A 12,330-nucleotide genomic window follows, 5' to 3' on the forward strand; every position below is an offset into this window, starting at 1 on the left:
ACCCGGCACCTGACCGGAACAACGTCCCTAGCCCTTACAACTAGTGTCGGGGATGTCGGCCTGTCGGTCGAGGTCCATGCCGGGGCGGGCAACGACCAGGTCTCCACCGGCGCGTCGGATGACCTGCTGGATGGTGGCCCTGGGAACGACACGCTTGACGCTGGTGCTGGCAACGACCAGCTTGTCGGGGGCGACGGGGATGACCAGCTGCTGGCGGGCACCGGTCAGGACCAGATCGACGCCGGAGCCGGTGATGACACGATCGACGGAGATCTCGGTGCCGACGTCGTCACGGCCGGTGCGGGTGATGATCAGGCTGACGGTGGTCCGGGGAACGACACGCTGGATGGCGCGGACGGCAATGACCAGCTGACGGGCTCGGATGGCGACGATGTCCTGACGGGCGGTGCGGGCCAGGATCGCGTCACTGGCGATGAAGGCAGCGACCGACTCGATGGTGGCGGTGATGCCGATGATCTCGACGGTGGCGGCGGGACCGATCAGGTCGTGGGTGGGTCGGGCGGCGATCTGTTGCAGTCGACCTCGGGCGGCGATCTCTTGGATGGTGGCGAGGGCGATGATCAGCTCGAGGGTGACGAGCAGTCCGGCACCCTGACTGGCGGTCCTGGGAGCGACGTGCTGAACGGTTACGGTGGCGCCGACAGCTTGGACGGTGGCGAAGGGGACGACCAGCTCGCCGGCGGGACGGGCGGCGACCAGGTCATGGATGGTGGTGGTCGGGACACGGTCTCCTACGACGACGCCCTCCAAGGCGTGAGCGTGTCGCTGAACGGTCTGGCCGATGACGGGACGCCCGGTGAGGGCGACAACGTCGGTGGGGATATCGAGGTCGTGATCGGGTCCCCGGCCGACGACGCGCTGAGCGCTGGGGATGCGCCGGTCGAGTTGCACGGCGGCTCCGGGAACGATCGCCTGGCTGGTGGTCCCGGTGCGGATCTCTTGGACGGCGGCGACGGTGATGATCTGCTCCATGGTGCCGGTGGCCCGGATGTCCTGACCGGGGCGGAAGGCAGCGACACCGTCACCTACGCGACCCGCACCAGCCCGGTGACCGTCTCGATCGGCACCGCCGCGGATGATGGTCAGGCCGGCGAGGGTGACGACGTGCGTTCGGATGTGGAGACGGTGATCGGGACCGTCAAGGCCGACCGACTGACCGCAGCGGCGAACCTGCCCGTGACGCTGGATGGCGCGGCCGGCAACGACGCCATCGTGCTGCCGAAGATCGTCAAGAACGCCGGTCTCGGCGGCAGCCAAGCCCTCTGCGGCACCGGCACCGACACCGTGACCGCCGCCGGAGAGGACACCGTCGCGTTGGATTGCGACATCGTCACCACGAGCGGTCGGTTGACGCGCCTGGGGGTGCAGGGTGAGCCGTCGCCGCGGCTCTGGGTGACGACCAGCAAGGTCGCTGTGGGGAAGGACCGGGTGCTCAGGGTGCCCGTGTCGTGCGGTGCCGAGACCGCGGTGCGATGCACCACGACCGTGAACGTCTCCCGCAACGGCAAGCGACTCGGATCCACGCGCACCATCGTGGGGCGTGGTCGCAGCGCCACCGTTCGGGTCAAGCTCAAGGGCTCGCAGGTCACGCGGCTCTTGCGCTCTGGTGGTGCGGTCGTGGTCGGCTTGTCGGTCAAGGACAAGGCAACCAAGGCCGCGAGCGGCAAAGCGGCCGTGGCGGTCAAGCGCGCTCGCTGATCGGCGATGGCACGCCCGCCCATGTCTGGTCGCCTCGCCACGACTGCGCTCCTGGCACTGATCCTCACGGGGCTCAGCACCGGAGCGGCTGAGGCGCGTCCGTGGACCGCGAGCTACGACTGGCAGGGCCAAGCCGCCACCGGTTACGAGAACTGGACGGTCAACGAGCAGCCCGCTCCCGGTGGCCCTGGTCCGTGGTACCAGGCGTCCTTGGGCGGCGCCTCGCAGGGCCGCGGCCTCGTCATCGCGCCAACCGGTGGCCGGGTCTACGACAACGGCAACCCGTCGAGTCAGCTTGGTGGTCCGGCCACGATCCTGCGCTGGCAGGTCCCGGGCGCGTCGACGATCACCCGCGGCGTGTTCTCGACGCTCAGGTACCGCAACGAGGACGATGACCAGTACTTCCGGGTCCGGATCTATGGCGGTCCGGGGGCGGATGCGCGGAAGGACTTCGGGCCTGCCTACGGCCAGTCCAGCCCCGCTACGACCTATTCGCTGCCGACCACGACGCTGACCCCGACCGGGCCGGGCACCACGGTCGAGGCGTGGCTGTTCACCGTCTGCCACCCCAACCCGCCCGGATCCGGCGTCTACGCCTGCCCGAACATTCCGTCCGGGACCGGCACGTTCAGCCGTGTCGGCACGATCGACCTGACGCTGGACGACCCCGACCAGCCGACCGTCGACGTCGCCTCGTCGCCGCCGATCGACGATGGCTGGGTCAACAAGCGTCGCCCGCAGAAGCTCACCACGACCGCCACCGATCCCTCCTCGGGCATCCAGCGGATCCGTACCCAGTTCAAGCTCGGCACGTCGACCCGCACGCTTGGTGACGCCACGATCACCTGTGACCCGCTGCACCGCACCGCGGGCCGCGGTGGCCTGGTCTGCCCAGCGACCGCTACGGCGTCGGCGACCGATCGCGCGACCGACAGTTCGACCAAGGACCGCACCTACATCGTCACCGTCTGGGACTACGCCGGCAACCAGACCGTCAAGACCCTGGTCGTGCGGCGCGACATCACGAAGCCGTCAAGCGGGTCGATCGGCGGACAACTCAACACGGTGTCGCGGAAGTGGACCAACCGCCGCGACACCATCCCCGTCACCGTCCGCGCCAGCGACAGCCACTCCGGCGTCGCCCGGGTCGCGCTCAGCGCCCAACGCGTCGGCTCCGGTCGCACCATCGACCTCGGGACCGCCACCCCGCCCTGCGACCGTGGCTGCAAGACCACCTCCTCGACCGTCCCGGTCGACCTCTCGCGCCTGGACCGCGACGGCCGCTACCGCCTGCGCCTCCAGGTCACTGATCGGGCAGGCAACCAGCGCTCGTTCACCGTCGGGCCGCAGCTCAAGATCGACCGCGGGGCACCGCGACCGATCGGACCGGCCCCGACCTACACCGTCCGCAACGACGGGTCGGTTCGCGTGCTGTTCACGCCCTCGCGCGACCCACAGCCCGGATCGGGACGGATCCGGCTCTACATGGTCCGCTACTACCCAGCGCCGACCACTGACGCGCCGCTAGCACCAGCGACCGCCCGGTTCGCCCGCATCCGCGTCGCCTCGGCACGCGCGGCGACCACGAAGGAAAGCCGCTTTCGCAAGTCCCGATCGCGAGCGATCACCTTCCACCCCGCCAAGGACGGCATCGACACCGACCGGCCGGTCGCGCTGGTCGAGCTGGACGACACCAGTGGGGTGTTCGCCCCACCTGAGCAGGCCGACGGGGAGCAGGGCGTGCCCGGCGAGCGGCGAGCCACACCGCGGTTCCTCACCGAACAGGAGTTGTGGAAGCTCCAAGGACTGGACAAGGTCGAGAACGCCGGCAAGCTGTTGGCCAACGCGCCGAAGACGGCACCGGTTCTTCGCCCCGTACTCCGGGGCCTCGTGAAGGGCGTGGGCAGGAGCGCCATCCTCGCCTTGGTCGGATCGCTCGTCTTCCCCGAGAGCACCGGCTGCGACGCCCGCCCGACGCCCGGGATGTTCAACAGCCAAGCGCGGACCGCGTTCGACGCCGCACGCGCAGCGATCAGCCGCGCCGCCAGCGCACCCGCGGGACGCAACACGACCATTCGACGCAGCGTCGCTCGCGCGCGAAAGCTGTTCCGCGCACTCCAACCCGCGATCGACACCCAGATCCGCCTCTACGGCGACCCCTGCGACCGCGCGGGCAAGGTCGGCCAAGCCGGCAAGGACGCCATCAGCCCCGCACTCCAAGCCTCCTACCGCCACCTCAACGACCTGAGCGTGCAGAAGCAGCGTGCCGACGCACGGAAGTGGGCGAAGGCGCGGAGCCGGCGCCAGACGGTGCCGGAGACGCACTGCCGCGACGCGAGAAAGCTTGAGGGTCGTTGGAGCAAGTCCTCCGGGTATGTCGTGTACTGGTCACCGGCGCCGCCACCCGATGCGAGCGTGCGCTACGTCGGCATCTCGCGCTCGCTGCGAAGCCGCTGCAGCAAGCATCCCGAGTACCGCCGCTTCGGCCTGACAACGCTGAAGCTGCCGCATCTGACCAGCGAAGAAGCACACAACGTGGAGGAGGCCCTCATCGCGCATTGGGGGCACGGCCGAGAGGGCGGACAGCTCTTGGGAAACAAGATCCACTCGATTCGCCCCGAGCGTCCGGAATACTGCACGCGACTCCTTCGGGGCCAGTCGCTTCTGGTGCTCTTCGGCTACGGTCGATACGCCTCGGCGCACTTCACACGAACCAAGCGCTGTATTGGAGTCGGATGACGGGAAAGTTGAAGAAGGACGGTCTGGAAGGGGCCTACTCGATCTCCAGCACGCTGGCCGGAATCGATGGCCCCGGACGCCGGATCGTGCGACGTCTCGCTCTGCGGCGCTTGGCGTCGGACGACGTGGACCTCGCGGCGCTCTCGACCTTCGTCGATCTGGAGCATCTCGAAATCCACGGACCGGCCGCTGTCGATCTGTCGGTCCTCGGCATGCTCCCTAGGCTGACCTCAGTCAGCCTTCAGGGCTGCCGGAGTGTCGATCTCCAAGCGCTTGCCCGAGTCCCGGCGTTGGAGTCGCTGATCCTCTATGACGTCGCTAGCCATCCCGCGAACGGTGTTGCATTCTCGCCGACGCTCCGCTCGCTGACGATTGGCGTGGATGATCCCTCCGTGCCGAGCACGATGTTGAAGGACGTCGTTGCGGCACTCGACTGGTCGGCCGTGCCCGACCTTCGCTCGCTCATGCTGGTCGTCGGAGGTGTCCATGACTTGCCACCTGTCGCACTTGACTTGACGTTTCTGCGACACCTGACGCGCCTGGAGCGGCTGGATTTTGCGATGGGAATCGTGGACGCCAGTCCTGACCCATCTCCGCTTCGACCGCCATTCGACGGCCTCTCGAAGCATCTCCGTCACGTCCGGTTTGAGGTCGATGGCGACGCCGCCGCGGTACAGCGGGAGTTGGCAACCCGCATGGGAGTGGATCCGGATGGGTACGACGCTCCCGCCATCTCTCAGAGACGCGCCGGGTAGGCCTCCGAGGGGAGGTTCTGCCTACCCTGAGACACCGGCTACCGTCCCTTAACCACCGGCAGGACATCGGGGCCGGCCGCAATACCGCACAGCGAAATGGTCTCTACGAAGCCGTGCAAGCCCCGCTCACCCGCGAACCTGCTCCGACCATCAGCCAGGCGATTCGCAGCCCTCACTGAGGAGCGCGGCGTGTCCGCAGTTAGCGCGGCGGCGCAGTTGTACTACAAGCAGCGACGTGCTGCTCTTGACCAGAACCACGATCCGTCAGATAATTGATCTTGAAACTATCTGCGGGGGGACCGAGAGATCACCGGCCGTGGCCGTTGATCTCGCGACGCAGGTGGTCGATCAGCCGCTCGACTGCGGTCGAGGCCGTCGCGGGGTTCGAAGTTTGTCCCAAGCTCCCCGCTGAGGACCGACGGCCGCCCTCCTGGGCGGCCGTCGTCGCGTCCTGCGGGCTCAGAAGAGCTGGAACGAGCTCGACGTGACGAAGGTGCCCGTGGCCGCGGCGCCATCGGTGCCGGTGATCGTCGTCGCCGGCGAGAACTGCAGGGTGCCGTTGGACGCCGCCGTCGGGTCGTCGGTCAGGCTGGTCACCGTCACCGTGACGGTGGAGCCCGCGCCGGCGTCGGCGACCGCGACGGTCCCGCCGAAGGTCGCGGTGTCCCAGCCGAGGCCGGCGAAGCCGACCAGGTAGTACGGGCTGCCGGTGTCGACCGCGCCGTTGGTGATCCCCGGGATCGTCAGCTGGACCGGGCCGAGCAGGTGCCGCTGCTCGGTCGCGCCGCTGAACGACGAGGGCACGCTCGACGTGGCGATCCGCTGGTCGAAGGTCAGCACCAGGCGGTCGCCGACCTCGAGCTTGCCGTTGCCGCTCGCGCCACCGGCCTGGAACGAGGCGATCGCGATCACCCGCGGGCGGGTGTCGACCTTGACGACGTTGGCCGAGGTGTAGCTCGCGCGGTTGCCGACGCGGTCGCTGATCCGGTATCGGTAGCGGTAGCAGCGGCCGTTGACCACCGAGGTGTCCGCCCCGCCGGCCAGGGTCACGGTCGTCGACCAGGTGTTGGCGAAGGTGCCGCAGGTGCTGCCCGACAGCGTCGCCTGGTCGCGCTCGATCGCCGCGGTCGACGCGTCGATCCCGGACAGCGGATCGCTGCCGGCGGCGACCGCGATCGGCACCGACGGCGTCGACACCGTCCCGTTGGCGTAGGTGATGCTGCCGCCGGTCGGAGCGGCGCGGTCGCTGACCAGCGCCAGCGACGACGTGGTGCTGGTCCCGAGGCGGTCCTTGCCGACGATCGCGTAGTTCGGCACCGGGGTCGCGCCCGTGGTCCACGAGAACGTGCTCGAGGTGTAGGGGCCGCCGCTCGGGGTGGTGACCGTCTGGGCGGCGTGGGTCCAGCCGCTGAGCCCGATCGCCGGGTACGCGACCGAGGCCGGTCCGACGCCGGCGTCGGTCAGCGCGTCGACGATCCGGAACGAGCCGGCGACGTTGCCGTTGTAGTAGAGCGTGGTCCCCGAGAGGATCGCGCTGGTGGCGGCCGCCAGCTGCAGGTCATGAGCCGGGCCGGCGTCGTCGGCGACCACCCGGAAGGCGTCGGAGGTGGTCCGATCGAAGCCGGCGTGGTCGGTCGCGGTGATCGCCGAGCTGACCGGCGTCGGGCCAGCGCCGTTGGAGGACCAGTCGTAGATCGTCCGGAAGGTCGTCCCGCTGGTCGGCGTCGTCGCCGTGCCCCCGCCGCCGAACCCGTCGATCGCGGGGAACGCGACCCCGGCCACCCCCGAGGTCGAGTCGCTGCTCGACGCGGTGACGGCGAAGCTGCCCACCGCGCTCGGCCGGTAGTAGAGCGTGGTGCCCGAGACCAGTTGCGCGCTGACGCCGGTGACCGGGGTCAGCTGCACGTCGCTCGGCGCCAGCGACGCGGCGGCCGCGGTCTGGACCTTGACCTCGTCGCCGACGAAGGTCGCGACGTTCCCGACCCGGTCCGGCACCTCGTAGGCGTAGCGGTAGCAACGGCCGTCGTCGGGCACGTCGTCGGTCGTGACGCTCGGCGGATCCTGGGCGATCTCCGCGTAGGCGCCGTAGCTGCCGCAACTGCCGTCGGAGACGCCGTCGGGGGACGCCAGCGGCGCCTCGGCCCGCAGCAGCCGGAGGCCGCTGGAGGCGATCCCGGACTGGCCGTCCTGGCCGTGGTCGAGCGTCAGGTGGATCGTGGTCGAGGCGGAGTAGCCGCCGTCCCGCAGGCCGGTCGCGCTCACCGACCCGCCCGACGGGGGCGTCGAGTCGTCGTAGAGCACCCCGCCGCCGGTGCTGGAGTTGCCGGCGACGTCGGTCACCGTCACGTTGCCGGTCGGCGAGCTGGTCGTGCCGGCGACCCAGCTGAAGGGATAGGTCAGCGCCACGTTGCCGTCGAGCGATGCGATCCCGGGCTGGTGCGTGAAGCCGGTGCCGGGGGCGATCAGCGCCGAGGTGCCGATCGTCGCGGGCCCCGAGCCGCCCTGGTCGGTCGCGGTGATCCTGAAGCGGAACGACCCGGCCGCGGCGCCGCGGTAGTAGGAGACCGGCGGATCGCCGAGGATCACGGTCGCTCCGCCGGTCACCTCGACCATCTCGGGAAGGAACGACGGCGGGATCGCGTCGATCTTCACCGGCAGGGTCTGGACCGCCGTCTCGTTCCCGGCCAGGTCGACGCCGTAGTAGCGGATCGTCGTCGTCGCGTCGAGCGCGAGCGGCACCCCGGCGTACAGCTGCGCGGTCGGCGACGTGCGCGGATCGCTGCCGTCGGTCGTCCCCTTGACGAACGCCAGCCCCGACCCGGTGCCGTCGTCGGCGCTGCCGCTGACCTCGACCGGCGTCCGGTTCCAGCCGGCGGCGTTCGGCGTCGGGCTGACGGACGCGGTCAGCACCGGCGGGCTGGTGTCGACCAGGATCGCGGCCCGCGCCGAGAGGCCGGAGAGGCTGCCGTGGACGCGCACGGTGTGCGGTCCGTCGGGCAGGGCCGGGACCGCGAGCGCGACCGTCGCGCCGCCGTTGAGGCCCGCCAGCAGCGGCGTCCCGCTGATCGTGGTGCTGTCGATGCTGTACGTCAGCGGCTCCAGCGGCAGGAACCCGGTCACCGACCCGGTGACCGTCTTCGGGAGCGTCACCCCGAAGACCGTCTCGTCGAGCGTCAGGAACGCCGTGCCGACGGTCACCGTGCCGCTGCGGCTGCTCTCGGCGCCGCGCCAGTGGTCGCCGAAGAGCGGCGTCACCGTGTAGCGCCAGCTGCCGACCGGCACGGCGGCCTCGGTGCAGGTCCGGGCCGTCACCGTCCCCGAGCACGCGCCGCCGACCGTGGCCTCGGCGCCCGTCGTCGCGTCGTAGCGGCGGATCGCATAGCCGCGGACCGGCAGGCCGTTGGAGACCGTGCTGGCGCCCCAGTCGAGGGTCGCGGCATGGTTCTCGTCGGCGCTGACGGTCGGCGGCGCGCCGCTGCCGACGGTCGCGGCGCCGGCCACGCCCGGGCCCCGCACCGGATCGCCGAAGCCGGTCCAGTAGGCGCGCGCAGCGGTCGCCACGACGGCGAGCAGCGCGAGGGCCGCGAGCGCGAGGGCCAACCCGCGCCGACGGTCGATCCTGCGGATCATGCGGTCGCCTCCAGGTGGATCGTGAAGGTGGCGCCCTGGCAGGCGTTCGCAGCGTCCTGCCCCATCGCCAGCGCGCCCGGCAGATCGATCCGCAGGCTGCCGTCGACCGTGCCCGTGCGCGGCGGCACGGACCAGCCGGCGCCGTCGTGGTCCTGATCGGCGAACGAGAGCGTCGTCAGGTCGCAGCCGGCGTGGCCGGCGTCGACGTCGAACCCGCCGCTGCCGCTGCCGTCGTCGAGCACGAGGTGCCCGATCCGGACGACGTAGGGGTTCGGGTTGCTCGCGACCACCGAGACGGTGGCGCTGCCGCCCGGGTAGAGCTGCGCGGTCGGGGAGCCCGCCCCGAGGCTCAGAGGCTGGGGATCGCCGACGCTGGCCTCGGCCCCGCCGCCGCCGGCGCCGGTCCAGAACGCGGCCGCGCCGCCACCGAGGGCGAGGGTCGCCACGGCCGCGATCGCGAGCAGGCGCCGAGGACGGTTCAGGCGGATCATCGCGAGCCTCCGGTCGCCACGCCGGTGAAGCGCAACTCGAGCGTCGCGCGTTGGCAGCCGTCCTGGTCGTAGGTGGTGTCGCGCATCTCGATCCGCGGCCGCTGCTCGGGCGGGACCCGGAGCGCCGAGAGGCTGCGCGTGGAGCGTGCGGGCAGCGGCGCGGCCACCGGGCCGGCGTCGAGCACCGCGAAGTCCTCGAGTCCACAGGAGCGGCCGGCGCTCGCGCCGGGGGCGCGGACGGCCACGACACGGACGGCGAGCCGTTGCACGTGGAGCGGGAAGCGATGGGGGTTCGTCAGCCGCAGGTCGATCGGCACCGCCACGCCGGGGGCGAGCGGGCGGTCGACATGGCCGGAGATCGAGAACCGGCGGACGATCGGACGGCGGACGCGCAGCGCGATCGAGGCCGCGGCGCGATGGGTGCGGCGGGGGTCGCCGGGGAAGAGCGGGCCGGTGTGGCCGACCGCGACGATCCGCAGTCGATGCAGACCCGCGCGGGCGGTCGGCGCCGCGCGGAGGACGAGCGTCGCGCGGCTGCCGCGGGTGGCCGCAGGTCGCCAGCGGGCGACCACGCCGGCCGGTAGCGGGCTCGCCAGCCGCAGGCGGACGAGCGAGGGCCGGCGCCGGAGAGCCGGAGCGCGGAGGATCGCCACCCGGTAGCTCGCCGAGCTTCCCGCGGCCGCGGTCCGCGACGCGGGAGCGACCGCGATCCGCAGGCTGCCCGGCTTCGCCGCGACGTGCGGCGCGTGCGACCCCGAGCGGGTGCCGGTGCCGATCGCGCCGAGGCCGGCGGCCGCGGCGAGCCCGGTCGTGGCGAGCGCCGTGAACGCGATCGTCGTCGCGCCCAGGCGTCCGCGGCGGTGGTGAGGGTGGAGGGGTCGCACGGCGTCGATCCGGGATCGGACGCGCTCGGCGGGGCGGGACCGTGGTCCCGCCCGTTGTCGAGCGGCTCGGAGGGGGCGCGCTAGCTGCTCGCCAGCGTCAGCGTCAGCGTGGCGCCCTTGCAGGCGTCCTGGTTCTCGGCGGTGTTGCGGAACACCAGCGTGCCGGCGTTCGGCAGCGCCTCGGCGGTCGCGTTCGCCGGCACCTCGTGGTTCTCGGTGACGTTCTCCATCGTGAAGTCGTCGGTGGTGCACGCCGAGTGCTCGGCGTCGGCCTGGACCGAGACCAGCCGGACCGTCGTCACCTGGATCGGCGAGTCGGTCGCGTTCGCGGCGGTGAAGCTGACGTCGCGGTTGGTGCCGGGGGCGATCCCCTGTTGAATCGTGCCGGTCACCGTGACGGTGCCGCTGGTCCCGACCTGCGCCTCGCCCGAGCCGCTGCCCGAACCGGTCCAGAACGCGACCGCGGCGCCGGCGATCGCCAGTGCGGCGACGGCGATGAACGCGACGAGCCGCTTGCGTCGATTGATCCTGTGCATGGTGGTGCCCTTTCTGCGAACGGTGTCGTGTCCGTGATCCGCGTGCCGTTCACGCAGCGGTTTCCGTTCGTCTCCAGAGCATCGGAGGCCGCCCGTCGGCTGGCGACCGTAGGCGGTGCCCGACCGGGCTCCGTAGAAGCCCGCGGACGCCTTCGCTGTCTCTGCGGTCCGCCCGCCTCCCGACCGGCACCGACCGCATGCCCACGCGCGTGGTCCCGGGATCGCCGGCCGGTCGCGTCGGCTCCCGCCCGTCGTCCCAGATCGCCGCCGCGCTCAGCCGACGTCCTGCGCGAACCGCAGCCGCCGGTCGGGGTCGACCCGCCGCCGGACGGCCCGCAGCCGCTCGAGGCTGGCGCCGTAGTAGGCCCGCCGGTACCCCGGCAGCGCCGGGTCGGGGTAGTTGACGTACGCCTGGCCGGTCGTCCGCCCGCGCAGCGCCCGGCGGTTGCCGCGGACCCACGCCCGGGCGCCCGTCAGCCCGCCGCTGCCGGGTTGCGCGTAGTGCTGGACCTGGACGATCGCGTCGCGGTGCGGGAAGGCCCCGGGATCGCCGGCGTCGCGGACCGCGCCCCCGAGCGCGTCGAGGATGATCGCCCCCGAACCGCCGCGACGGGCCGCCAGGCGAGCGGTCAGGATCCGCCGCCCCGCGGCGTCGAGCGGCCGTGCCAGGTAATCGCTGGTGCCGGCCCAGGTCTCGCGCGGCATCCGGCCACCGGGCCGCGTCCCGGCCGTGTGGCAGGCCGCCAGCGGTCGGCCCAGGCAGCCGGCCCAGCGCAGCTGGTTGGTCAGGTGCGCCGCGGCGCCGGCGGAGAGCCGCGCGCCGGCGATCCGGGTCAGCGGCGCGATCGCCCGCCGCAGCGCGGCCACGTCGTCGTCGAGCCACTGGCCGATCGCCCGCACCACCGGCGCGGTTCCCCGCAGCAGCGAGAACGTGCTCGACAGCCGCGGGTCGGCCGCCGGCACGAGCGCCTGCCAGGCCGCCAGCGCCTCCTCGGCCGCCGCCCACGGCCACGAGACCGCGAACCAGGCGCTGCGTCGCACGGCGGCCGGCTCCAGCCGAGCCTCGAGCAGGACCGCGAACTGCCCGCCCCCGCCGCCCCGCAGCGCCCACAGCAGGTCCTCGTCGCTGGCGCGGTCGATCGTCCTCAGCGTCCCGGTGGCCGTCGCCACGCGGGCCGAGCGCAGCCGGTCGCAGGTCAGCCCGAGGCCGCGCACCGACGGCCCGACCCCACCGCCGAGGACCAGCCCGCCGAAGCCGACCGACGGGCAGGTGCCGGCCGGGAGCGTCAGGCCACGCCGCGCCAGCCCGGCGTAGACGTCGATCAGCTGGGCGCCGGCGCCGACCACCGCCCGGCCGCCGCTGACGCCGACGTGGCGCAGCCGCGAGAGGTCGACGACGACGCTGCTGGGATCCCCGCCCGACCAGCCCGCGAAGCCGTGGCCGCCGCTGCGGGGCACGATCCGGACGTCGCGCTCGGCGCCCCAGCGCAGCACCGCGGCGACGTCGGCCGCGCCGCGGGCCTGGACGACCGCCGCCGGACGCGGCGCGTAGGCGCCCTGCGCGATCCGGCGGGCC

The 12,330-nt window shown here is 72.3% G+C and carries 8 protein-coding genes and 1 pseudogene; 4 read left to right on the top strand and 5 right to left on the bottom strand.

All coding sequences use genetic code 11. The features are described from left to right. Window positions 1-126 precede the first annotated feature (126 nt). The 4 genes and pseudogenes from PAI11_RS28460 to PAI11_RS09610 form a co-directional block, all read left to right on the top strand. Window positions 127-672, top strand: a pseudogene (locus PAI11_RS28460) (calcium-binding protein); the annotation flags it as partial. A 102-nt stretch (window positions 673-774) separates the two neighbouring features. Next, on the top strand, window positions 775-1,719 hold the full coding sequence (locus PAI11_RS28100; protein ID WP_244406531.1) for a calcium-binding protein: 945 nt from the start codon (window positions 775-777) through the stop codon (window positions 1,717-1,719). 6 nt (window positions 1,720-1,725) lie between these two features. Then, complete coding sequence (locus tag PAI11_RS09605) at window positions 1,726-4,458, top strand: hypothetical protein (protein ID WP_138974206.1); 2,733 nt, start codon at window positions 1,726-1,728, stop codon at window positions 4,456-4,458. Beyond that, complete coding sequence (locus PAI11_RS09610; RefSeq protein WP_040599541.1) at window positions 4,455-5,213, top strand: hypothetical protein; 759 nt, start codon at window positions 4,455-4,457, stop codon at window positions 5,211-5,213. Before PAI11_RS09605 ends, PAI11_RS09610 begins: the two co-directional genes overlap by 4 nt. 459 nt (window positions 5,214-5,672) lie before the next feature. On the opposite strand, the gene PAI11_RS09615 is transcribed toward PAI11_RS09610, so the two are convergent. The 5 genes from PAI11_RS09615 to PAI11_RS09635 form a co-directional block, all read right to left on the bottom strand. Next, complete coding sequence (locus tag PAI11_RS09615) at window positions 5,673-8,843, bottom strand: chitobiase/beta-hexosaminidase C-terminal domain-containing protein (RefSeq protein WP_007573678.1); 3,171 nt, start codon at window positions 8,841-8,843, stop codon at window positions 5,673-5,675. Beyond that, on the bottom strand, window positions 8,840-9,334 hold the full coding sequence (locus PAI11_RS09620; protein ID WP_007573680.1) for a hypothetical protein: 495 nt from the start codon (window positions 9,332-9,334) through the stop codon (window positions 8,840-8,842). Before PAI11_RS09620 ends, PAI11_RS09615 begins: the two co-directional genes overlap by 4 nt. Then, window positions 9,331-10,218: a hypothetical protein gene (locus PAI11_RS09625; protein WP_007573682.1), complete on the bottom strand. Its 888-nt coding sequence runs from the start codon at window positions 10,216-10,218 to the stop codon at window positions 9,331-9,333. Before PAI11_RS09625 ends, PAI11_RS09620 begins: the two co-directional genes overlap by 4 nt. A gap of 80 nt (window positions 10,219-10,298) precedes the next feature. After that, window positions 10,299-10,754: a hypothetical protein gene (locus PAI11_RS09630; RefSeq protein ID WP_007573684.1), complete on the bottom strand. Its 456-nt coding sequence runs from the start codon at window positions 10,752-10,754 to the stop codon at window positions 10,299-10,301. 273 nt (window positions 10,755-11,027) lie between these two features. Then, window positions 11,028-12,330 (bottom strand): FAD-dependent oxidoreductase (locus PAI11_RS09635; protein ID WP_050897182.1); only part of this gene is annotated, 1,303 nt, incomplete at its 5' end.

The sequence above is a fragment of the Patulibacter medicamentivorans genome, from assembly GCF_000240225.1.
Taxonomy (GTDB): domain Bacteria; phylum Actinomycetota; class Thermoleophilia; order Solirubrobacterales; family Solirubrobacteraceae; genus Patulibacter; species Patulibacter medicamentivorans.

Coding starts and splice junctions, on each gene's coding strand:
- PAI11_RS09605 (WP_138974206.1), top strand. CDS start 1,726: ATGGCACGCCCGCCCATGTCTGGTCGCCTCGCCACGACTGCGCTCCTG.
- PAI11_RS09610 (WP_040599541.1), top strand. CDS start 4,455: ATGACGGGAAAGTTGAAGAAGGACGGTCTGGAAGGGGCCTACTCGATC.
- PAI11_RS09615 (WP_007573678.1), bottom strand. CDS start 8,843: ATGATCCGCAGGATCGACCGTCGGCGCGGGTTGGCCCTCGCGCTCGCG.
- PAI11_RS09620 (WP_007573680.1), bottom strand. CDS start 9,334: ATGATCCGCCTGAACCGTCCTCGGCGCCTGCTCGCGATCGCGGCCGTG.
- PAI11_RS09630 (WP_007573684.1), bottom strand. CDS start 10,754: ATGCACAGGATCAATCGACGCAAGCGGCTCGTCGCGTTCATCGCCGTC.